The organism is Roseospira goensis, assembly GCF_014197795.1.
GTDB classification, from domain to species: domain Bacteria; phylum Pseudomonadota; class Alphaproteobacteria; order Rhodospirillales; family Rhodospirillaceae; genus Rhodospira; species Rhodospira goensis.
Genome location: NZ_JACIGI010000002.1, coordinates 43,668 through 66,124, shown reverse-complemented (window position 1 = coordinate 66,124; position 22,457 = coordinate 43,668). Strand labels below are relative to the sequence as shown.

Genomic DNA, 22,457 nt, shown 5'->3' with positions numbered 1-22,457 from the left:
GGCAGAGGCGATGGATGGAGAGTCGGCGGCGCGGGCGCTCGGCCCGGTCGCGCCCTACGGCGAGAGCTGGCGGCGCAACGCCGTCCTGAGCTGGCTGCTGGAAACCGGCTGGCGCCGCGACTCCCCCGAGGACCTGCTGGCCGGGCTGGGGCCGCTGCTGCGCGACATGGCGGTGCCGGTCGACCGCATCAATCTTGCGGTGCGGCTGCTGCATCCACAGGTGTTCAGCCTGGCGTTCCTGTGGCAGCCCGGCGCCGCGGTCGAGCGGCGCGAGGGGGCCTTCTCCCTGCTCGAACAGGACGCCTTCCTCCTGAGCCCCTTCCGCGACCTGATGGACAATCCGGGCACCACCATCCGGCGCCGCCTCGCGGGGCCGGCGCGCCGACTGGACTATCCGATCCTCGCGGACCTGGCCGCGGAGGGCTTCACCGACTACCTGGCCCTGTCGCTGCCGTTCGGGGACGGGCGCGGCAGCGCGATCACCTTCGCCACGCGCGAGCCGGACGGCTTCCAGGCGCCGGCGCTGGCCGTCATCGACGATGCCATGCCGGTGCTGGCACGCATCGTCGAGATCCAGGCCCTGCGCCACACCTCGCTGACCCTGCTCGAAACCTACCTGGGGCGCCAGTCCGGCGCACGGGTGCTGGACGGCAAGGTGCGCCGCGGCGACGGCGAGACCCTCCAGGCCGTGATCTGGTTCTCCGACCTGCGCGGCTCGACCCCGCTGGCGGAATCCATGGACGCCGGCTGTTTCCTGGAAACCCTCAACGGCTACTTCGACTGCATGGCCGGGGCCGTGCTGGACCACGGCGGCGAGGTGCTGCGCTACATCGGGGACGCGGCGCTCGCCATCTTCCCGTTCGCCGCCGACGACACCGCGGCCGCCGACCCGGCCCCGCCGCGCGCCGCCCTGGAGGCCGCCCTGGACGCCCGCGCCCGCATGGCCGACTACAACGACGAGCGGGCGGGGCTCGCCCTGCCCGCCCTCGCCCATGGCATCGGGCTGCACGTCGGGCGCGTCACCTACGGCAACATCGGCGTCCAAAGACGCCTCGAATTCACCGTGATCGGCACCGCCGCCAACATCGCCGCCCGCATCGAGGGCCTGAGCAAGCGCCTGGGCGAGACCATCGTGGTCAGCGACGCCGTCCGCCGGCGCCATCCGGGACCGTGGCGGGATCTCGGCCACCACGCCCTGCGGGGGCTGGAGGCGCCGGTGCCGGTGTTCGCGCCGGCGTCGCGGTGACGGAGCCCGCCGGGGGTTCGGCCGCGCGCATCGCCTCAACCAGGTCCGCCGCCGACAGCCCGCGCCAGATCATCATGGGAAGGCCCTCCTGTTCCTCGATCCGGGAGCCTCTGGGGTAACGGACGCGGACCAGAATTGCAAACGATTATCATTTGCGCTCCAGCCACACGGGCGCTCATCCGGGCCGACCGCCGGTTCCATTCCCTCCCGGCCTGCCCCACATGCCAGACGGCCGGGCCCTGCCGCCCGGTCCCGCTCATCCCCGACCCCACCCGGAGGCCGCCGCCATGGACCCCGCCACCCGCACCGAGATCGAAGCCGCCGCCTTCCGCGCCCTGGTCGCCCATCTGCAATGGCGCACCGACGTGCAGAACATCGACCTGATGACGCTCGCCGGGTTCTGCCGCAACTGCCTGTGGAAATGGCTCAAGGCCGCGGCCGACGAGCGCGGCGCCGACCTGAGCAAGGACGAGGCGCAGGCGTGGGTCTACGGCATGCCCTATGCCGACTGGAAGGCGCGCCATCAGACCGCGGCCACGCCGGCCCAGCAGCGGGCCTACGAGGAGACGACGCCGCTGCATTCGGCGATCAGTCGGGGTTGACGGCCGCCGCCGCCGCTTGTCCGGAGGCGGCAATCGTTTTTCAACACTCCGGCGGTCTGCTATAGGGATTGGGTCGTGCGGGTGTCGCCTCCGCGACCCCGACCGCCCCACCCCCGCCCGCCGGTGCGCCGGAGGCTCCTGTCATGGCCGACGCTCCCCTGCCCGATCCCCACATCGTCCGCTCCTTCGATGCCGAACTGTCGGCGCTGGACCGCACGCTCGAAGAGATGGGCGCCCGCATCGACGCCAACCTGACCGAGGCCCTGGCGGCCCTCGCCGACCACGACGCCGACCGCGCCGCCGCGGTGTCCGCCGCCGATGCCGCGGTCGACGCCCTGGAACAGCGCGTCAATGAACAGGCCGTGCGCATGCTGGCGCTGCGCCAGCCCAAGGCCGACGACCTGCGCAGCGTGGTCGCGGGCCTGCGCTGCGCGACCATGCTGGAACGGGCCGGCGACTACGCCGCCGGTGCCGCGCGCCGCGGCATCGCCGAGCACGCCCCGCCGCCGGGCCGCAGCGGCGCGTCCGTGCAGCGCATGGGCCGCATGGTGGGCGACCTGATGCGGCGCAGCGTGCGGGCCTACCTGACGCGCGACACCGCGGCCGCGCACGCGGTGTGGCAGGCCGACGCGGAGGTGGACGCGGTGCACTCCAGCCTGTTCCGCGAACTGCTGACCTACATGATGGAGGACCCGCGCGACATCGGCGTGTGCAGCCACCTGCTGTTCGTGGCCAAGAACCTGGAGCGCATCGGCGACCAGGCCACCAACATCGCCGAACTGGCCTGCTACCGTGTCACGGGCGAGACCCTGGGCCACGCCCGCCCCAAGCACGACCTGACGAGCTTCGCCGGCCTGGACGACCGCGCCGCGCCGCCGCACGAGACCTGACGGGACCGCGAGCGAACCGCCGCGACACCCGTCACGACAGCGCGCAATGGCGGGGATTGACGAAGGCCCAGCCGGCCCCGTCGAAGCGCCCGGCGTGCACCGCCTCGGTGCCGCCCGGGCTGACCAGCGTGGCGGTCACCGTGCCGTTCTCGAATTGGGTGCCGTGGATCTGCGTCAGCCCCGGTGCGCCGGCGCGGCCCTGCTCGTCCACGTCGATGGACAGCACGACCCTTTCGCCGCGCCCCAGGCCGTTCAACGTCAGCGTCAGGATGTGGCCGCCGTCCGCGCCGCCCTCGGCCGCCACGATCCTGTCGGCGCCCTCCAGGGTCACGAAGGGATACGCGGTCCCGACCCCGCCGCCGCCGGTTTCGGTGTCGAACACCAGCGCGCCCCCGGCCCCGCGCAGGTCGATGGTCACGGCGGTCACCACCGCCTCGCAGGTGCCAGTGTTCTCGATGTGGAACAGATCGGCGCCCAGGCGCTCCTCGAAGCGCACCGTCAGATCGGCCGGCGTGCGCTCCCGCACGCTCTGGGCCACGGCCGCCGCTCCGATCGCCACCGCCCCCACCAGGCCGAGGACGGCCCCCCAACGCCAGGACCGGGTCATGACCACCTCCCTCGATGGGCAAGCGCGGCGCGAGCGCTCGTCCGACACAGGATCCGACCGCACCCGAACGCCCGCATCGTCCCCAGACAGCGCCGGGGCTTGCCGCCCGTCACGCCGTCCGCGCCACGAACCCCGGAGCCCCCCAGGGTCACGCACGTTAGCGCCGATCGCTCGAAATCGGAACCACCGGGGTGGGGCCGATTTCGAGCGTGAATCGGCGCGATCTGTTTGGTTTCAGAGCGGAACGCCCGAATTCGAAATCACCATGCGATTCCATATTCGGGCGTTCCGCTCTTAGGACAGCCGATCGTCCGAAGTGGGAGTCGCGCACCTCGTCGTGATCCACGACATGATCACGACGGGGTGCGATCCGTGCTAATGGCGCGGCGGGACCAGCGTCACCTCCAGCGAGGCCAGCCCGGCGATGACCGCCTCCAGATGATCGCCGGGACCGCAGGCGCCCACGCCCGACGGCGTGCCGGTGAAGATCAGGTCGCCCGGGCGCAGCTCCCACAGGCCCGACAGGTGATGGATGATCTCCGCCACCGACCAGATCATCTGCGACAGGTCGCCGCTCTGTCGGACCTGCCCGTTGACCGACAGTTGGATGCGGCCCTGCGTCGGGTGGCCGTCCAGGCTCTCGCACGGCGACACCACCCCCACCGGCGCGCCCAGGTCGAAGCCCTTGGCGGCGTCCCAGGGCTCCCCGGCGGCCTTGGCCCGAGCCTGGAGGTCGCGGCGGGTCAGGTCGATGCCGACGGCGTAGCCGTACACCGCGCCCAGCGCGCGCGCCACCGGGATGCCACGGCCACCGCCCTTGAGCGCCGCCACCAGCTCGACCTCGTGGTGCAGCTCTTCCGTGGCGGGCGGGTACGGGATGGTCCCGCCCTCGGGCCGGACGGCATCGGCCGGCTTGGTGAAAAAGACGGGCGGCTGGGTGCGCGGGTCGCCCCCCATCTCGCGGGTATGGTCGGCGTAGTTGCGGCCGACGCAGAACACCCGGCGCACCGGGAAGCGGCCGGTCTCGCCGGCAACCGGCAGGCTCGTGGTGGGGTGCGGAGGAATGACGAAGGTGGACATCGCGGCGCTCCTGGCTACGGCGGATACACCATAGCGGACGGTCCTCCCGGGGGGAATCGCCAACGAGCGCGGGGGCGCGTCGGCACCTCAGGCGCGGGCGCGCGGCGGCGCCGCCGCGGCCTCCTCCGGCGTGCGGGCCTTGATGGCCAGGGCATGCACGCGCTCGCGCAACTCGTCGGTCAGCAGGGCGTTGACCATACGATGACGCTGGACCCGCGACTTGCCGGCGAAGGCCGCCGCCACGATCTCGACGCGGAAGTGGGTTTCGCCCTGGCCATCAAGGGGGGCGTGACCGTGCGCCCCGCCGGCCTCGGCGAGAGCCGCCAGGCGCGGGCCGTGGCTGGCGTGCTTGTGCGAGTCGTCGACGACCCGCAGGGCGGCCGGGGCCAGGCCCTCGGTCAGCTTGGCCTCAATGCGGTCGCGATAGCTGAGGGCGGCAGTCATGGCGGGCCTTCCGGTTCGTTTCGCTCGGCGCGGATATGGCGCCGGCCCGAGCGCGGATCAAGCCATCGAGCGGCCCTGCCCACGCTTGCCAGCGGCCCGGCCCGACACCATAGTAGGGGCATGGTCGCTCACGGACGGAAAACAGGCGCGCAAGGCGCTGCCACCGCCCGGCGCCGCCGGCCCGACCCCGTGATGGAGCTGGACGACTTCGCCGGCTTTGGCGACGGGTTCGCCGCGGCGCCGCGGACCCCCGTGTGCGAGGTGCCCGGATGCGAGGCCGCCGGCGAGTACCGCGCCCCCAAGGACCGCAGCCTCGGCAGCTACTATACCTTCTGCCTGGAACACGTTCGGGCGTACAACAAGGCCTGGAACTATTATGCCGGGATGAACCCGGATGAGATCGAGCAGCAGGTGCGGACCTCGACCATCTGGGACCGGCCGACCTGGCCCATGGGCGGCCGCGGCGGGCACGGCCCGCGACGGTTCGACGCCGACGCCCTGCATGACCCGCTCGGTCTGTTCGCCCACGCCCCGGGCGGCGGCGCGACCGAGCGCGAGACCGCATCACCGTTCCCGCGCGACAGCCGCGAGGCCCGGGCGCTGCGCGAACTGGAGTTGGACTGGCCGCTGAGCCGGGACGACCTGCGGGCGCGCTACCGGACCCTGGTGAAGCGCTTCCACCCGGACGCCAACGGCGGCGACAAGCACGCCGAGGAGCGATTCAAGCGCGTCAACGAGGCGTACAAGGTCCTGCTGGCCGTCGTCGACAGTTGACCCGCGCCGGCCCGACCGCCGGCGGCCCCGCCGGCAACCGACGGCAAAACCGGTTCCCAGCGCGTCGCGCTTTGCAGTACGCTCCGCCCACCTTTTCGAGACCCCGCGAGACGAGGACCCCCATGGACATCCCGGCCGAGCCCCACCTCGACACCCCCGATACCGCGGTTTCGGTGCGCGAGGCCTTCGGCATCGATTCGGACATGCGCGTGCCCGCTTTCTCCCAGAAGAGCGAGCACGTGCCCGACCTCGACCCCAACTACCGGTTCGACCGCGACACCACGCTGGCCATCCTGGCGGGCTTCGCCCACAACCGCCGGGTCATGATCCAGGGCTATCACGGCACCGGCAAGTCGACCCACATCGAGCAGGTGGCCGCGCGCCTGAACTGGCCGTGCATCCGCGTCAACCTGGACAGCCACGTCAGCCGCATCGACCTGGTCGGCAAGGACGCCATTGTGCTGCGCGACGGCCTTCAGGTGACCGAGTTCCGCGAGGGCATCCTGCCGTGGGCGTTGCAGCATGCCTGCGCGCTGGTGTTCGACGAATACGACGCCGGCCGCCCGGATGTGATGTTCGTGATCCAGCGCGTGCTGGAGGTCGAAGGCCGCCTGACCCTGCTGGACCAGAACAAGGTGATCCGCCCGCACCCGTCGTTCCGCCTGTTCGCGACCGCCAACACCGTCGGCCTGGGCGACACCACCGGCCTGTACCACGGCACCCAGCAGATCAACCAGGGCCAGATGGACCGGTGGAACATCGTCGCCACCCTGAACTATCTGGAGCACGACGCCGAGGTGGAGATCTCGGCCGCCAAGCGGCCCGAGTACGACACACCCGAGGGCCGCAAGCTGCTGGGCCAGATGGTCGCGGTCGCCGACCTGACCCGCAACGGCTTCATCAACGGCGACATCTCGACCGTCATGAGCCCGCGCACGGTGCTGACCTGGGCCGAGAACGCCACCATCTTCGGCGACGTCGCCTTCGCCTTCCGGGTCACGTTCCTGAACAAGTGCGACGAGACCGAACGGCCGCTGATCGCCGAATACTACCAGCGCTGCTTCGGGGCCGAGCTGAAGGAAAGCGCGGCCAACCTGACGGTGACGTGAGGGCGGAGGCGCAGCCCCAGTGACCGAGCCCGCGCGAACGGACACCGCCCCGTCCGTGTCAACGGCCATGAGGGCGCGCATACGGTCGCGCCTCCAGGAGGTGGAGCGCACCGAAGATGTGCGCGTTCTCTTCGCCGCCGAGTCCGGGAGCCGGGCCTGGGGCTTTCCGTCACCGGACAGCGACTACGACGTCCGCTTCATCTACGCTCGGCCGCTGCGCTGGTACCTGGGATTGGATCCCGGCCGCGATGTGATCGAGGCGCCTCTTGACGCCCATCTCATCGACCTCGCCGGCTGGGATGTGCGCAAGGCCCTGCGGCTGCTTCTGAAGACCAACCCGGCCCTGTCCGAGTGGCTCCGTTCGCCCATCGTCTATGAGGACTCCGGGACGTTCCAGACCGAAGCGCGCGCCCTGTTCGACCGCCACGCGGCGCCCCGCACCCTGGCCCACGCCTACGCCAGCACCGCCGCCACCAACTGGCGGTCTGGTTTGGCCGATCGAGAGACGGTTCGTCTCAAGAAATACTTCTATGCCATTCGCCCCTGCCTGTGCCTGCGCTGGGTCGTCGAGACCGGCGCGCCGCCCCCGATGGCGCTGGACGCCTTGATGGCAGGTCTGAACGTACCGGCACCGGTCCGGGCCGCGATCGAAGACCTGAAAAAGGCCAAGTCGCGAACCAACGAGTTGGGCACCGGCCCGCGCATCGCCGCTCTCGACCACTGGATCCGCGACGTGCTGGACGATCCCCAGTGGCAACGCTGGGCCGCTCCCGGCCCGGAGCAACAGAGTCGAACGCGGCGCGAGGCGGAGCATCTCTTCCACACCATCATCGGCGCGGCATGACGATGACCCGCCCGTCCCCGGCCGCCCTCGTCGCTCAGGCCGCCAGCATCGTCTCGGCCGCGGTGGCGCTCTCGCCCAAAGCGTGGGCGACGCCGTCGTGGGTCAGCTTGCCCGCCATCACGTTCAGGCCGGCGCGCAGGTGCGGATCGTCGCGCAGGGCCGCCGTCGGCCCCTTGTCGGCAAGCGCCAGCACGAACGGCAGCGTGACGTTGTTGAGCGCATAGGTCGAGGTGCGCGCCACCGCGCCGGGCATGTTGGCGACGCAGTAATGCACCACGCCGTCGACCTCGTAGGTGGGCCGGTCGTGGGTGGTGGCGCGGCTGGTTTCGAAACAGCCGCCCTGGTCGATGGCCACGTCGACCAGCACCGCGCCCGTCAGCATGCGCCCGACCATGGCGCGCGACACCAGCCTGGGCGCGCTGTCGCCCGGCACCAGGACGGCCCCGACCACCAGGTCGGCGGACAGCACCTCCTGTTCGATGGCATCGACGGTGGCGTACAGGGTGCTGATGCGCGCGCCGAACAGCTCGTCGAGGGCGCGCAGGCGCTCCACATTCTTGTCGATGACGGTGACATGGGCCTCCAGGCCCATCGCCATGCGCGCCGCGTTGGTGCCCACGACACCGCCGCCCAGGATCACCACCTTGGCGGCCGGCACCCCGGGCACCCCGCCCAGCAGCACGCCGCGCCCGCCCTGGGCCTTCTCCAGACAGTGCGCCCCGGCCTGGACCGCCATGCGGCCGGCCACCTCGCTCATCGGCGCCAGCAGCGGCAGGCCGCCGCGCGGGCCGGTGACCGTCTCGTAGGCCACCGCGGTACACCCTGATTCCTGCAACGCCCGGGCCTGCGGGGGATCGGCGGCCAGATGCAGGTAGGTGAACAGCACCTGGTCCGGGCGCATCAGCGCGCATTCCGCCGGCTGCGGCTCCTTGACCTTGACGATCATGTCGGCGGCAGCGAAGACCGCCTCGGCCGTGTCCGCGATGGTCGCGCCGGCCTGGCGATAGGCGGCGTCGTCGGCGTCGATGCCGGCCCCCGCCCCGGTCTGGATCAGCACGGTGTGGCCATGGGCGCACACCTCGCGAACCGCCGTGGGCGTGAGGCCGACCCGGTACTCGTGGGTCTTGATTTCCTTCGGCACGCCGATGCGCATGAGACAGAACCCTCCTTACCGCATGGGAAACGATCCAACGAAACCAGCGGCGCGACGCCACGGGCCGCGTCGGCCGCCGGAGGACGCAGTCTATCAACCGGGCACGGCCCCAGGAACCCGGGCGACGGCCGGGCGGCGAACCGCCCGGCGCCGTGCCTCCTCAGGGTCGGATCACACCGCCGCGCTGCGGCGCTACCACCACCAGCAGCCGCCGCTGCCCGGACCCATGCCCTGACCCGGACCCATGCCCTGACCGGGACCCATGCCCTGACCGGGACCCATGCCCTGACCCGGACCCATGCCCTGACCCGGACCCATGCCCTGACCCGGACCCATGCCTTGGCCGCGGCCCATGCCCTGGGCCATCCCCTGGCCCATGCCGCCGCGCGGCGCGATCCGCCACATCGGGCGCAGGCCGTCGTCGCGCAGGTCGAAGGTCTGCCCGGCAACCGTCACCGTCTGCGCCACGTAGGTGTCGGCCGGCATGGCGGCGGTCTTGAACGCGGCCGAGTCGAGCGCAACGCCGGCGTCCAGGGTGTTGAGCAGATCCTGGAGCGCCGCAACGGGGCCAAGGTGCAGGTTCACGGTGCGGCCGTCGGCGGTGTCCAGCAGCACGTGGGCGCCAACGCCTGCGCGACCGGTGGTCGCCTCGCACTGCTGCGTCAGCACCTCCTGAACGGTTCCGGACAGCGCCACCCGATCCACGGCCGCGCCCTGGCGCACCACGCCCTCGGTCTGGCCCATGCCCTTCTGCGCCAGGGCCGGGGTCTGGACGGCGAGCGCGGCAAGGGCGGTGGCTGCGGCAATAACAACGGTGAAGCGTTTCATGGCTGCTCCTCCCACGCGTTGACTGACGATGCGTTCGGTCGTCCACCGGCACCTATCCACACGGCACGCGCCCTGCGGGGCCGACGCCGAACCGCCTTACCGTAGCACGATCGTCGCTCAAACCAGGTGCCCGATCCGATCAACCCAGCCGCAAGATCCGGACAGGACCGCCCGCGCGTCAGCGGTGCTCCGTCATGACCCGGCGCACGGCGGCGGTCCAGCCGGCGTACAGACGCTCGCGGTCGCCGGCCGCCATGGCGGGCGCGAACAGACGGTCGCGGCGCCAGCGGTGGGTGAGGTCGTCGAGACCGTCGTAGAGCCCCACCTGGAGCCCGGCGAGATAGGCGGCGCCCAGGGCCGTGGTCTCGATCACCGTCGGGCGCTCCACGTCGATATCGAGGATATCGGCCAGGAACTGGCAGGCCCAGTCGTTGGCCACCAGGCCGCCGTCCACCCGCAGCGAGACCGGCGCGGTGCCGCTGTCGGCGGTCATCGCCTCCATCAGGTCGCGGGTCTGGTAGCCCTGCGCCTCCAGCGCAGCGCGGGCGATGTGGGCGCGCTGGGTGTCGCGGGTCAGGCCGATGAGGGCGCCGCGCGCCTCGGCGTCCCAGTACGGCGCGCCCAGGCCGGTGAAGGCCGGCACCATGTAACAGCCGGCGGTGTCCGGGACCTCCCGGGCCAGCGCCTCGCTCTCGGCGGCGGTGGCGATGATCCCCAGGCCATCGCGCAGCCACTGCACCGCGGCCCCGGCGACGAAGATGGCGCCCTCCATGGCGTAGGTGGTGCGGCCGCCCAGGCGATAGCCGATCGTGGTCAGCAGCCGGTTGCGGCTCTCCACGAAGGTGTCGCCGATGTTCAGGAGCGCGAAGGCGCCGGTGCCGTAGGTCGACTTGATCATGCCGGGCTCGAAGCAGCACTGCCCGACCACGGCGGCGTGCTGGTCGCCGGCCATGCCGGCCACCGGGATCGGAGCGCCCAGCAGATCGGGCGCGGTGGAGCCGAAGTCGGCGGCGTTGTCCTTCACCTCCGGCAGCATCGCGCGCGGGATGTTGAACAGGGCCAGCAGGTCGTCGTCCCAACGGTGGGTGCGGATGTCGAACAGCAGCGTGCGGGCGGCGTTGGTGGCGTCGGTGGCATGCACGGCGCCGCCGGTCAGGGTGTAGAGCAGCCAACTGTCGACGGTGCCGAAGGCGATCTCGCCGGCCTCGGCGCGGGCGCGCAGGCCGTCGACGTGCTCCAGCAGCCAGGCCACCTTGGAGGCTGAGAAATAGGGGTCGATCAACAGGCCGGTCTTGCGCCGGATCAGGCTTTCGTGGCCGCCGGCGCGCAGCTCGCGGCACATCGCGGACGTGCGGCGGTCCTGCCAGACGATGGCGCGGTGGACCGGCTGGCCGGTGGCGCGGTCCCACAGCACGGCGGTCTCGCGCTGGTTGGTGATGCCGATGGCGGCGACGTCGGCGGCGGCGAGGTCGGCGGCGGCGAGGGCCTCGCGGCAGACCGCCAGGGTGTCGGTCCAGATCTCGACGGCGTCGTGCTCGACCCAGCCGTCGGCGGGGAAGTACTGCGTCAGCTCCTTCTGGGCGCTGGCGACGGCGCGGCCGTCGGCGTCGAAGACGATGGCGCGGGAGCTGGTGGTGCCCTGGTCGATGGCGAGGATGTGGCGGGCCATGGGGACGGGTCCTCGGGTGGGGAGAGGGCGGAGACGGGCCGCGCGGACGCCCGGACCGGGGCCGGGCGTTGGGGTTCGGCCCATGGGGCCTCACCCCAACATGGACGATGCCGCGACCCGCGCCGACGGCCCTGAAACGGACACGTCCGTTTCAGGGCCGAACCGGACAACACTAGTTCGCGTTGGCGTCCTGCCAGCTCTTGACCAGCTCGTCGTAGTCCACGGTCATGCCCTGCGGCTTCTCGTTCTCAAGCATGGCCTTGGGCGCGCCCGGCTGCGACAGCCAGTACTCCGGATCGCGCTCCTCGTTGAGTTCGGGGCCGCACTCGCCCTGGATGCCGGCGCGCTCCAGGCGGCGCAGCACCTCGTCCTGCTGCTCGGCCAGGCTGTCCATGGCCTCCTGCGGGGTCTTGGCGCCGGTCACCGCGTCGGCCACGTTCTGCCACCAGAGCTGGGCCAGCTTGGGGTAGTCGGGCACGTTGGTGCCGGTCGGCGTCCACTGCACCCGGGCCGGGCTGCGGTAGAACTCGACCAGGCCACCCAGCATGGGGGCGCGCTCGGTGAACGACTCGTGGCGGATGTCGCTGTCCCGGATCGGCGTCAGGCCAACGTGGGTCTTCTTCAGCGACACGGTCTTGGAGACCACGAACTGAGCGTACAGCCAGGCCGCCTTGCGGCGGTCCACCGGGGTGGACTTCATCAGGGTCCACGAACCGGCGTCCTGGTAGCCCAGCTTCATGCCCTCCTCCCAGTACGGACCGCGCGGCGACGGCGCCATGCGCCACTTGGGCTCGCCGTTCTCGTCCACCACCGGGATGCCCTCCTTGGCCATGTCGGCGGTGAACGCGGTGTACCAGAAGATCTGCTGGGCGACGTTGCCCTGCGCCGGCACCGGACCGGCCTCGGAGAAGGTCATGCCGGCCGCCTCGGGCGGGGCGTAGGCCTTCAGCCAGTCGATGTACTTGGTGAGCGCGAACACGGCCGCCGGGCCGTTGGTGGCCCCACCGCGCGAGACCGAGGAGCCGACCGGCTTGCAGTCCTCGACCCGGATGCCCCACTCGTCCACCGGCAGGCCGTTGGGGATGCCCTTGTCGCCGGCCCCGGCCATGGACAGCCACGCGTCGGTGAAGCGCCAGCCCAGGGACGGGTCCTTCTTGCCGTAGTCCATGTGGCCGTAGACGCGCTCGCCGTCGATCTCCTGGACGTGCTCGGTGAAGAACTCGGCGATATCCGCATAGGCCGACCAGTTGACCGGCACACCCAGATCGTAGCCGTACATCTCCTTGAACTGGGCCTGCAGCTCCGGGTTCGTGAACCAGTCGTAGCGGAACCAGTACAGGTTGGCGAACTGCTGATCCGGGAGCTGGTAGATCTTGCCGTCCGGCCCGGTCGTGAAGCTGATCCCCATGAAGTCCTCGATGTCGAGGCCGGGGTTGGTCACGTCCGCGCCCTCGCCGTCCATCCAGTCGGACAGCGGCACCACCTGGTCGTAGCGGAAGTGGGTGCCGATCAGATCGGAATCATTGATGTAGGCGTCATAGATGTTGCGGCCCGACTGCATTTGGGTCTGCAGCTTCTCGATGACGTCGCCCTCGCCGATCAGGTCGTGCGTCACCTGAATGCCGGTGATCTCGGTGAAGGCCGGGGCCAGGACCTTGCTCTCGTATTCGTGGGTGGTGATGGTCTCGGAGACCACGTTGATCTCCATGCCGCGGAACGGCTCGGCGGCCTGGATGAACCATTCCATCTCCGCCATCTGCTCCTCCTGGGAGAGCGTCGACGGCTGGAACTCCTCGGTGATCCACTTCTCGGCCGCCGCCATGTCGGCCCAGGCCGGGCCGGCGGCCAGCAGCGCGACGATCGACGTCGCCGCCACCATGGTTGTCCGTCTCATCAGGACAGGTCCTCCCTTGTATGCTCCGTGGCCGCGGCATGGGACACCGGGCGGATCCGGCCGGGCCGCGGCGTGCCGGCCGGATCCTTCGGGGACCGCCCGCCTACACCCAGCGGAACACGCAGGCGGCGTAGACGAGGCACAGCACCAGCGCCCCCCAGAGCGGCGGGCCGAGGACGGCCAGCCAGCCCAGGTTGATGAAGGCGCTGCCCAGCAGGCTGATGAACACGCGGTCGCCGCGCGTGGTCTCAATGCCCAGGATGCCCACCCGGGGCACCGTCGGCCGCACCTGCTGCAACAGCGTGAAGCTCACCAGGATCAGCGCGATGGCGATGAAGAACAGGGCGGTGGGCCAGGTCCAGGCCATCCAGGCGAGGGGGCTCATCGGCAAGGCTCCCGGTTCGGTTCAGGTCACACCCGGCCGAGGGCGAAGCCCTTGGCGATGTAGTTGCGCACGAAGTAGATGACGAGCGCGCCCGGCACGATGGTCAGTGCCCCCGCCGCCGCCAGCACGCCCCAGTCGAGGCCGGAGGCGGAGACCGTGCGGGTCATGGTGGCCGCGATCGGCTTGGCGTCCACACTGGTCAGGGTGCGCGCCAGCAACAGCTCGACCCACGAGAACATGAAGCAGAAGAAGGCGGCGACCCCGATCCCGGGCGCGATCAGCGGCATGAAGATGCGGGTGAAAAAGCGCGGGAAGCTGTAGCCGTCGATGTAGGCGGTCTCGTCGATCTCGCGCGGCACGCCCGACATGAAGCCCTCCAGGATCCACACCGCCAGCGGCACGTTGAACAGGCAGTGCGCCAGCGCGACCGCGATGTGGGTGTCGAACAGCCCGATGGACGAGTAGAGCTGGAAGAACGGCAGCGCGAACACCGCCGGCGGCGCCATGCGGTTGGTCAGCAGCCAGAAGAATAGGTGCTTGTCGCCGAGAAAACGGTAGCGCGAGAAGGCATAGGCCGCCGGCAGCGCCACGCTGACCGAGATGACGGTGTTGAGGACCACGTAGATGGTGGAGTTGACGTAGCCCATGTACCACGCCGGGTCGGACAGGATCTCGGCGTAGTTCGCGAACGTCAGGTCCTGCGGCCACAGGGCGAAGGTCGACAGGATCTCCTCGTTGGTCTTCAGCGACATGCTGACCAGCCAGTAGATCGGCAGCAGCAGAAAGACCAGGTACAGCGTCAGGATCAGCGGCTTGACCGGCACCCCGCCGCCGCGCGTGCGCCGGCGCACCGCGCCCGCCGTCCCGCCGGTCGCCGCGCGCTGCGGGACCGCCGCACCCTCGCGCATCGTGGTCGCGCTCTGTTGCATGGGTCGCTCTCCCTCAGCCGCGCGGCTTGCGGTCGCTGGCGTCGCTGCTGGTCATGACGGTGTAGAACACCCACGACAGCAACAGGATGGTCAGGAAGTAGATGATCGACATGGCCGCCGCCTTGCCCAGGTCGAACTGGCCGATGGCCATCTTGACCAGGTCGATGGACAGGAAGGTGGTGGAGTTGCCCGGCCCGCCGCCGGTCACCACGAACGGCTCGGTGTAGATCATGAAGCTGTCCATGAAGCGCAGCAGCACCGCGATCAGCAGCACCCGTTTCATCTTGGGCAACTGGATGTGGCGGAACACGGCCCAGCGCGAGGCGCCGTCGATGCGCGCGGCCTGATAGTAGGCGTCCGGGATCGACTGCAGGCCGGCGTAGCACAGCAGCGCCACCAGCGAGGTCCAGTGCCACACGTCCATGACCACCACGGTGACCCAGGCGTCGATGGGGTCCTGCGTGTAGTTGTAGTCGATGCCCAGGCTGAACAGCGTCTTGCCCAGCAGCCCGATGTCGACGCGCCCGAAGATCTGCCAGATGGTGCCGACCACGTTCCAAGGGATCAGCAGCGGCAGCGCCATCAGCACCAGCACGACGGCGGTCCAGAACCGGCTCTTGGGCATGCACAGCGCGACCACGATCCCCAACGGGACCTGGATCGCCAGGATCAGGGCCGAGAACAGGATCTGGCGCAGGAAGGCGTCATGGAAGCGTTCGGAGTGGATGATGTCGTCGAACCACTCCAGGCCGACCCAGAAGAACTGGTTGTTGCCGAAGGTGTCCTGGACCGAGTAGTTCACCACCGTCATCAGCGGGATGATGGCGCTGAACGCCACCAGCACCACCACCGGCAGCACCAGGAACCAGGCCTTCTGGTTGACGGGCCGGGTCTGCATGGCTCAGGCCTCCCCCTCGACGCGGTGGTCGTCGACGTAGACGTTGACGTGCGCCGGGTCGAACGACACCGCGGCGGTGTCGCCGTCGATGCGGGCGTCGTCCGGCAGGATCGCGGCCATCGGGTGGCCCTCCAGGCGCAGCCGGGCGATGCGGTAGCGGCCCACGTCCTCGACCCCGGTCACCCGGACCGGCACGCCCCCTGACTCGGCGCCGGCGCCGGCCGGGGCGACGCGCACGAACTCGGGGCGCACGCCCAGTTCCACCTTGCCGTTGCGGGGCGCGTAGGCCCGGGCCAGGGCGATCTCGCTGGCCCCGACGCGGGCGGTGCGGCCGTCGACGGTGCAGGGCAACACGTTCATCCCGGGCGAGCCGATGAAGTAGCCGACGAAGGTATGCGCCGGGCGCTCGAACAGTTCTTCCGGCGTGCCGACCTGCACCACCTCGCCGTCGTGCATCACCACCACGCTGTCGGCGAAGGTCAGCGCCTCGGTCTGGTCGTGGGTGACGTAGATCATGGTGAAGTCGTAGCGCCGGTGCAGCGCCTTGAGCTGCGAGCGGAGCTGCCACTTCAGGTGCGGGTCGATCACCGTCAGCGGCTCGTCGAACAGGATGGCGGCGGTGTCCTGGCGCACCAGGCCGCGGCCCAGCGAGATCTTCTGCTTGGCGTCGGCGGTCAGGCCGCGGGCCTTGCGCGGCAGGTCCTCGGTCATGTGCAGGGCCTCGGCGATCTCGGCCACGCGGGCGGCGATCTCCGGCTCCGGCACGCGCCGGTTGCGCAACGGGAACTCCAGGTTCTGGCGCACCGTCATGGTGTCGTAGATCACCGGGAACTGGAACACCTGGGCGATGTTGCGATCCTCGGGGATGACGGCGGTGACGTCCTCGTCGTCGAACAGGACCTGGCCCTGCGACGGCACCAGCAGGCCGGAGATGATGTTGAGCAGCGTGGTCTTGCCGCAGCCCGAGGGGCCGAGCAGGGCGTAGGCGCCGCCGTCGCGCCAGGTCATGTCCATGGGCTTGAGCGCGTAGTCCGCCCGCCCGGCCGGGTTGGGCCGGTAGGAGTGGGCCAGGGTGCGCAGGTCGATCCGGGCCATGGGGGCGCCGCCTCCCTTTCGAATGCTGTCGCTCAGGCCGCTGCCGCGACGATCGGTTCGGCGGCCAGCCGCTCGTCGGCGTCGAACACCATGCAGCGCCGGGTGTCCAGGTGGACGGTCACGGTCTGCCCGGGCGAGACCTCGTGGATGCCGTGGTCCAGCGCCACCCAACGCTGGCCCAGCGCCTCCACGTGCACGAAGCTCTCCGAGCCGGTGATCTCGGTCACCGCCACCCGGCCGGGCGTGCTCAGCACCCCGGTGGCGGCGTCGCTCGGGCGCAGCGACAGTTCGTGCGGCCGGAAGCCCAGGGTGAAACGGCCGTCGGGCAGGCCGGCGATGCGCTCGCCCAGCGGCACCACGGTGCCGTCGTCGGCGCTGACGGTCGGGCCGTGCTTGGCAACCGGAAGAATGTTCAGCGGCGGATCGCTGAAGGTGCGGGCGGTGATGAGGTTGACCGGGCGGCGGTAGACCTCCAGCGTCGGCCCCATCTGGGTCACCCGGCCCTGGTGCAGGGTGGCGGTGTTGCCGCCCAGCAGCAGCGCCTCCTCCGGCTCGGTGGTGGCGTAGACCAGGATGGCGCCGCTGGCGGCGAAGATGCGCGGCAGCTCGGCGCGCAATTCCTCGCGCAGCTTGTAGTCCAGGTTGGCCAGCGGCTCGTCCAGCAGCACCAGATCCGCCTGCTTGACCAGCGCGCGGGCCAGCGCGGTGCGCTGCTGCTGGCCGCCCGACAGCTCCAGGGGTGTGCGGTCCAGCATGCCCTCCAGGCGCAGCAGGCCGGCGGCGTCGCGCACCTTGCGGTCGATCTCCGGCTTCGGCAGGCGCGCCACCCGCAGCGGCGAGGCGATGTTCTCGTAAACGCTGAGGGTCGGGTAGTTGATGAACTGCTGATAGACCATGGCGACATTGCGCTGGCGCACCGGCACCCCGGTGACGTCGTGGCCGTCGAACAGCAGGCGCCCATCGGTGGGCGCGTCCAGGCCGGCCATCAGGCGCATGAGGCTGGTCTTGCCCGACAGGGTCGGCCCCAGCAGGATGTTGAGCGTGCCGTGCTCCAGGGTCATCGAGACATCGGCGATATGGGTCTCGCCGTCGACGACACTGCTCACCGCGTCCAGGGTCAGCATCCGGTCCGTATCCTCATCCGGTCGAGCCGCCTCTTCTCGGGCGGTCTCGGGGGGCGGCCCTCAGGCCGCGGGTGGGGCCATGCGGGCCCCGTTGTCCGCCATCCAGGCCGCCAGGTCGGCGGCCTCGGCGGCACTCAGGCGCAGACCCAGCTTGGTCCGCCGCCACAGCACGTCGTCGGCGGTGCGGGCGAATTCCCGTCGCATCAGATAGTCCACCTCGCGTTCATAGAGGTCGGCGCCGAAAGGCCGCCCCAGGTCGCGGCGCGACCGCGCCGTGCCCAGCAGCTCGCGCGCCCGGGTGCCGTACAGCCGCGCCAGCCGGCGGGCATGGGCGGACTCCAGGAACGGGTAGGCCCAGCGCAGTTGTGCAACCAGAGTCTCGAAGCCGTCCACTGGGAAATTGCCGCCGGGCAAGGCACGCTCGCGGGTCCACGCCGGCCCCATGAACGGCAGCGCCGGGCGCAGCTTCTCCAGCGCGGCCTCGGCCAGGCGGCGATAGGTGGTGATCTTGCCGCCGAACACCGAGAGCAGCAGCGGCCGCTCGCGGCCGTCGCCGTCCGTGGTCAGCACGTAGTCCCGGGTCGCCTGCTGCGCTTGGCCGGCGCCGTCGTCGTACAGCGGGCGCACGCCGGCATAGGTCCAGCACACGTCCTCGCGCCGGATCGGGGTGCGCAGGTATTCCGCCGCCTCGGTCATCAGGTACGACACCTCGGCCTCGTCGATGGCCACGTCGGTGGGATCGCCCTCGAAATCCAGGTCGGTGGTGCCGATCAGGGTGAAATCGCGCTCGTAGGGGATGGCGAACATGATGCGGCCGTCGCTGTTCTGGAAAATGTAGCAGCGATCGTGATCGTACAGCTTGCGGGTGACGATGTGGCTCCCCTTGACCAGCCGCACCCGCTCGACGCTGTTGGCGCGCACCGCCTCTGACAGCACCGTGGTGACCCACGGGCCGGCGGCGTTGACCAGGGTGCGCGCGTGCACGGTCTCGGGCCGCCCGCCGTCGTCGTCGGCCGGGCGCAGGGTGACCCGCCACAGGCCGCCGGCGCGTTCGGCGGAGACGCAGCGGGTGCGCGGGCGCACCACGGCGCCGTGCTCGACGGCATCGAGCGCATTCACGGTGACGAGGCGCGAGTCCTCAACCCAGCAGTCGGAGTACTCGAAGGCACGCACGTAGTCATCGCGCAGGGACGCGCCGCGCGGGTCGTTGTGCAGGTCCAGCACGGTGGTACCCGGCAGCAGCCGGCGTCCGCCCAGGTGGTCGTACAGGAACAGGCCCAGGCGCAGCAGCCAGAACGGCCGCAGCCCGCGATGGTGCGGCAGCACGAACCGCAGGGGCCAGATGATGTGCGGGGCCGCACGCAGCAGGACTTCGCGCTCCTTCAGCGCCTCCCGCACCAGCCGGAACTCGTAATACTCCAGGTACCGCAGCCCGCCGTGGATCAGCTTGGTGCTGGCCGAACTGGTGCCGCCGGCCAGGTCACCCTTGTCGCACAGGAACACGGACAACCCGCGCCCGGCGGCGTCGCGGGCGATGCCGCAGCCGTTGATACCGCCGCCGACGATGGCGAGGTCGAAGGGCGCGGTCGCGCTGCCGTCCGGCCGCGCGGGGGTGGACGGCCCGGCGGTCGGCCCGGCGGTTGATATGGGGGCGGTCTCAGGCGGCATCGCTCTGCTCCCCGCCGGCACGGCCGCCGGCGGTCTCGTGGATCTCGGTGCCAGCCTCGGCGCACAGGCGACGCAGCTCCGGGTCCTGGAGGCCGTCGGTGACGAAGGCGTCGAGTTGGCTCAGGTGCGCGATTCGCACCGGCGCACGGCGCGAAACCTTCGACGAGTCGGCCACCAGGATACGCCGGCGCGCGTTCTCCAGGATGGCCTGGGTGACCCGCACCTCGCGATAGTCGTAGTCCAGCAGCGTCCCGTCTGCGTCGATCGCCGAGGTGCCGATGATCGCCGTGTCGACCTTGAACTGGGCGATCATGTCCAGCGCCGCCTCGCCGACGATGCCGCCGTCGCTGTGGCGCACCACGCCGCCGACGATCACCACTTCCAGTCCGCGCGCCGGGCGCAGGATGGTGGCGACGTTGAGGTTGTTGGTGATGACCAGCAGGTCGGTGCGATCCACCAGCGCCCGCGCCACCGCTTCGGTGGTGGTGCCGATGTTGATGAACAGCGAGCTGTTGTCCGGGATCAGGCGGGCGGTGCGCACGCCGATGCTGTCCTTGGCCTCGGCCGCGATCAGCCGGCGCGCGTCGTAGCCGACGTTGGCCTTGCCGGTGCGCAACAGCGCGCCGCCGTGGGTGCGCACGAGCTGGTCGCTGTCGCACAGGTCGTTCAGATCCTTGCGGATGGTCTGCGGCGAGACCGTCAGACGCGCCGCCAGATCCTCCACGGTCACGCGGCCGTGCTCGCGCGCCAACTCCAGGATCAGCCGTTTGCGGGACTGGGCGGTGCTCATCCTTTAGCCCTCTGCGGCCCCAGGGACCCGCAAACGGTGGCCCGGACGGGCGCGCCTGTCAACGGAAAACGAAAACGGCGCGCTTCGTTTTAATTGCTGCACTGCGGAAAAGCGAAAGATATGCCCTCAGGGTCGAAACCCGCCGGGCGGCCCGACCGGGCTAGTCGTGGGTCAGGGTCTCGCGCCAGGCCCGCACGGCCGCGATGAAGCGATCGACCGGCACGGACAGCGGCGGCCAGTCCTTGACGTAGTGGTGCTCGATCACGACCGCCTCGGGGCCGAACCCTACGTAGTAGGCGTTGCCGCTGGCCCCCGGCGCCGCCCATCCCTGCTGGGCGGCCGCCGCCCGGGTGGCGAGGAGATCGGCGTAGTCGCGTCCCTTCACCTCGTCGGTCAGGAACTGGGCCAGGCGGGCCATCACGTCGCGGTGGGACTCGTCGGTCTCGGGGGCCATGCGCGGGATCCTTTCATGTCATGTCATGGCGGCGCGGGGATGGGGCATCGGATCGGGTAGGAGGGGGCCTCTCGGTTCCCCTCCTCCCACACCACCGTGCGTACGGTTCCGTACACGGCGGTTCATGGAGACCGCTGGAAACGGTGCCAGTGGTCGATGAGCGGGATCAGGCCGAAAGAGCGGAAGTCGGACGTCGGCACCGCCTGGTTCATGTGGCGGGCCCCGGCGTTCCACCAGGGGCCACGCCCGTTCATGGCCGATTGCCATGCCCGGTCGGGTGCCAGTCCGCGTTGCATCAGTTTGTGGGCGCGGGTGCGTGGCCGTTTCCACTGGCGCCAGAGCACGACGCGCAGTTTTCGGCGCAGCCACTGGTCCAGCTCCTCGAAAATGCCCTTCACCTGCGCCAGCCGGAAGTAGGCCATCCAGCCGCGCAGTTTCGGGGTCAGCTCGTCGATGAGCCGGCCGATGGACCGCCCCCGGCCTTGCCGGAATACGTCCCTGAGCGCGGCCTTGAGCCGTTTCACCGACGCCCCCGCCACTTTGAGGCGCGGGGCGTGGTGATGGGTCATGGTGTAGCCCAGGAAGGTCCGCTTCCACGGACGGTCCACGGCGCTCTTCGCCGCGTTGACCGTCAGCCTCAGCCGCCGGGACAGGAACCGGGTCAGCGAGACCAGCACCCGTTCGCCCGCCGCCCGCGACCGCACATAGATGTTGCAGTCGTCGGCATAGCGGACGAAGGCGTGGCCGCGCCGCTCCAACTCCGTGTCCAGCTCGTCCAGCAGGATGTTCGACAGCAGCGGCGACAGCGGGCCACCCTGGGGCGTGCCCTCCGTCCGCTGCGAGACCACCCCGCCGTCCATCAATCCGGCCCGCAGGTATCGGCCGATCAGGGCCAGAACCCGCGTGTCAGTGACCTTGCGCGCCACCCGTGCCATCAGCACGTCATGGTTCACCCGGTCAAAGAACTTCTCCAGGTCCATGTCCACCACCCAGCGCCGGCCCGCCGCCACATGGCCACGGGCCGCCACAAGGGCCTGATGGGCGCTCCGCCCGGGCCGGAACCCGAACGACGACTCCGAGAACTCCGGATCGAACAGCGGCATCAGCACCTGATGCAGCGCCTGCTGGATCAGCCGGTCGACCACCGTCGGGATGCCCAGGAGGCGCATCCCGCCGCCGTTCGGCTTCGGGATCTCCACCTTGCGCACCGCCGCCGGCTGGTAGCGGCCGGCCAGCAGGTCTTCCTTGAGGGCCGGCCAATGGGCCTTCAGGTGCTCTCCCAGGTCCGCGACGGTCATGCCATCCACGCCCGCCGCGCCCTTGTTGGAGACCACCCTCCGGTAGGCCGCCCACATGTTCTCCCGGCTGACAACCGCGTCCATCAGCCCGGACTCCGCGTCCGGTCGGGAGCCCCCCCGGGCCGCCGCAACCCCCGACACACCCGGCCCATGCTCTCGCGGCTTCCGGCCGCTACCCTCCGGGTGGGAGGCGGGCATCCCGGCCCGCGTTGCTGTGTCTTCAGGGGTCATCGAGGTCCGGGGCTCCGTTCCGGGTCTTCATGTTCGGCCCTTTGCCGGCTGGTCAAACCGGCTCCTATGGCCTCTGCTGACTCCTGCCGCCCCATGCCGACGCCTCTCGGCGCCGGGTGCACACCTGAAATCAGGGGCGGAACGGCAGGCCTCCCAGGGTAAGACGCGCGACCTTCGTCCCACATACCCGCCGCATCTACGCCCAGACCCTCCGGGTGACATCGGGCTTCGGGTCTTCTGGCCCCCTCGCCCAGGGTCTCGGCGCCTCGTATGCGGTTCCTGTTCGTCGGGCCAGGACTTTGCTTACAGCTTCCTTCAGACCCCGCCTCGCGGCGACGCCCTTGCTGTTCGGCTAGCGGTTCCCGTCACCAGGGTCCGCAGGGGACTTCCACCCCCAAGTCGCCCGAACCGCCACCACAGCGGTCCCGGCGGCGCCAGTCACGGC

The 22,457-nt window shown here is 70.6% G+C and carries 22 protein-coding genes; 6 read left to right on the top strand and 16 right to left on the bottom strand.

Annotated elements, in window-relative coordinates; translation table 11 throughout:
- Positions 1–10 precede the first annotated feature (10 nt).
- The 3 genes from GGD88_RS01350 to phoU all read left to right on the top strand — a co-directional run bounded on the left by GGD88_RS01350 (position 11) and on the right by phoU (position 2,738).
- Entirely contained in the window at positions 11–1,246 is a 1,236-nt protein-coding gene (locus GGD88_RS01350; protein ID WP_184431049.1) for an adenylate/guanylate cyclase domain-containing protein, read from the top strand.
- A gap of 287 nt (positions 1,247–1,533) precedes the next feature.
- Entirely contained in the window at positions 1,534–1,848 is a 315-nt protein-coding gene (locus GGD88_RS01345; protein WP_184431048.1) for a DUF1244 domain-containing protein, read from the top strand.
- Positions 1,849–1,991: 143 nt separating this feature from the next.
- Positions 1,992–2,738 carry a phosphate signaling complex protein PhoU gene (phoU, locus tag GGD88_RS01340; RefSeq protein ID WP_184431047.1) on the top strand — a complete coding sequence of 249 codons (747 nt, stop codon included), beginning with the start codon at positions 1,992–1,994 and terminating at the stop codon, positions 2,736–2,738.
- A 31-nt stretch (positions 2,739–2,769) separates the two neighbouring features.
- Here the strand turns inward: phoU and GGD88_RS01335 are convergent, their stop codons facing one another.
- The 3 genes from GGD88_RS01335 to GGD88_RS01325 form a co-directional block, all read right to left on the bottom strand.
- On the bottom strand, positions 2,770–3,345 hold the full coding sequence (locus GGD88_RS01335; RefSeq protein ID WP_184431046.1) for a hypothetical protein: 576 nt from the start codon (positions 3,343–3,345) through the stop codon (positions 2,770–2,772).
- A 375-nt stretch (positions 3,346–3,720) separates the two neighbouring features.
- On the bottom strand, positions 3,721–4,425 hold the full coding sequence (locus GGD88_RS01330; protein ID WP_184431045.1) for a fumarylacetoacetate hydrolase family protein: 705 nt from the start codon (positions 4,423–4,425) through the stop codon (positions 3,721–3,723).
- Between the two features lie 87 nt (positions 4,426–4,512).
- Entirely contained in the window at positions 4,513–4,869 is a 357-nt protein-coding gene (locus tag GGD88_RS01325; RefSeq protein ID WP_184431044.1) for a BolA family protein, read from the bottom strand.
- A 192-nt stretch (positions 4,870–5,061) separates the two neighbouring features.
- Between GGD88_RS01325 and GGD88_RS01320 the strand changes: the two genes are divergently transcribed.
- The 3 genes from GGD88_RS01320 to GGD88_RS01310 all read left to right on the top strand — a co-directional run bounded on the left by GGD88_RS01320 (position 5,062) and on the right by GGD88_RS01310 (position 7,596).
- Positions 5,062–5,643: a J domain-containing protein gene (locus tag GGD88_RS01320; protein ID WP_184431043.1), complete on the top strand. Its 582-nt coding sequence runs from the start codon at positions 5,062–5,064 to the stop codon at positions 5,641–5,643.
- Between the two features lie 122 nt (positions 5,644–5,765).
- Positions 5,766–6,752 (top strand): cobaltochelatase subunit CobS, encoded by a 987-nt coding sequence (cobS, locus tag GGD88_RS01315; RefSeq protein ID WP_184431042.1) that lies wholly within the window; start codon positions 5,766–5,768, stop codon positions 6,750–6,752.
- 67 nt (positions 6,753–6,819) lie between these two features.
- Positions 6,820–7,596 carry a nucleotidyltransferase domain-containing protein gene (locus GGD88_RS01310; RefSeq protein ID WP_184431041.1) on the top strand — a complete coding sequence of 259 codons (777 nt, stop codon included), beginning with the start codon at positions 6,820–6,822 and terminating at the stop codon, positions 7,594–7,596.
- 34 nt (positions 7,597–7,630) lie between these two features.
- Here the strand turns inward: GGD88_RS01310 and ald are convergent, their stop codons facing one another.
- The 13 genes from ald to ltrA form a co-directional block, all read right to left on the bottom strand.
- Positions 7,631–8,749 (bottom strand): alanine dehydrogenase, encoded by a 1,119-nt coding sequence (gene ald, locus GGD88_RS01305; RefSeq protein ID WP_184431040.1) that lies wholly within the window; start codon positions 8,747–8,749, stop codon positions 7,631–7,633.
- A 192-nt stretch (positions 8,750–8,941) separates the two neighbouring features.
- A complete protein-coding gene (locus GGD88_RS01300) occupies positions 8,942–9,577 on the bottom strand; it encodes a hypothetical protein (protein WP_184431039.1) in 636 nt (211 codons plus the stop codon).
- A 178-nt stretch (positions 9,578–9,755) separates the two neighbouring features.
- Positions 9,756–11,246, bottom strand: coding sequence for a glycerol kinase GlpK (gene glpK, locus GGD88_RS01295; protein WP_184431038.1), 1,491 nt, complete (start codon positions 11,244–11,246; stop codon positions 9,756–9,758).
- Between the two features lie 172 nt (positions 11,247–11,418).
- Complete coding sequence (locus tag GGD88_RS01290) at positions 11,419–13,140, bottom strand: ABC transporter substrate-binding protein (RefSeq protein ID WP_184431037.1); 1,722 nt, start codon at positions 13,138–13,140, stop codon at positions 11,419–11,421.
- Positions 13,141–13,243: 103 nt separating this feature from the next.
- Positions 13,244–13,525, bottom strand: coding sequence for a DUF2160 domain-containing protein (locus GGD88_RS01285; protein WP_184431036.1), 282 nt, complete (start codon positions 13,523–13,525; stop codon positions 13,244–13,246).
- Between the two features lie 26 nt (positions 13,526–13,551).
- A complete protein-coding gene (locus GGD88_RS01280; protein ID WP_246423492.1) occupies positions 13,552–14,454 on the bottom strand; it encodes a carbohydrate ABC transporter permease in 903 nt (300 codons plus the stop codon).
- Positions 14,455–14,467: 13 nt separating this feature from the next.
- Positions 14,468–15,352 (bottom strand): carbohydrate ABC transporter permease, encoded by an 885-nt coding sequence (locus GGD88_RS01275; protein WP_184431035.1) that lies wholly within the window; start codon positions 15,350–15,352, stop codon positions 14,468–14,470.
- A gap of 3 nt (positions 15,353–15,355) precedes the next feature.
- On the bottom strand, positions 15,356–16,447 hold the full coding sequence (locus GGD88_RS01270; RefSeq protein ID WP_184431034.1) for an ABC transporter ATP-binding protein: 1,092 nt from the start codon (positions 16,445–16,447) through the stop codon (positions 15,356–15,358).
- A 32-nt stretch (positions 16,448–16,479) separates the two neighbouring features.
- Positions 16,480–17,571, bottom strand: coding sequence for an ABC transporter ATP-binding protein (locus GGD88_RS01265; protein WP_184431033.1), 1,092 nt, complete (start codon positions 17,569–17,571; stop codon positions 16,480–16,482).
- Positions 17,572–17,631: 60 nt separating this feature from the next.
- Positions 17,632–19,239 (bottom strand): glycerol-3-phosphate dehydrogenase, encoded by a 1,608-nt coding sequence (locus tag GGD88_RS01260; protein ID WP_184431032.1) that lies wholly within the window; start codon positions 19,237–19,239, stop codon positions 17,632–17,634.
- Positions 19,229–20,029 carry a DeoR/GlpR family DNA-binding transcription regulator gene (locus GGD88_RS01255; RefSeq protein WP_184431031.1) on the bottom strand — a complete coding sequence of 267 codons (801 nt, stop codon included), beginning with the start codon at positions 20,027–20,029 and terminating at the stop codon, positions 19,229–19,231. The genes GGD88_RS01260 and GGD88_RS01255 overlap by 11 nt, the downstream gene beginning before the upstream one ends.
- 160 nt (positions 20,030–20,189) lie before the next feature.
- Positions 20,190–20,483, bottom strand: coding sequence for a hypothetical protein (locus tag GGD88_RS01250; protein WP_184431030.1), 294 nt, complete (start codon positions 20,481–20,483; stop codon positions 20,190–20,192).
- A gap of 122 nt (positions 20,484–20,605) precedes the next feature.
- Entirely contained in the window at positions 20,606–21,865 is a 1,260-nt protein-coding gene (ltrA, locus tag GGD88_RS01245) for a group II intron reverse transcriptase/maturase (RefSeq protein WP_246423491.1), read from the bottom strand.
- Positions 21,866–22,457 lie beyond the last annotated feature (592 nt).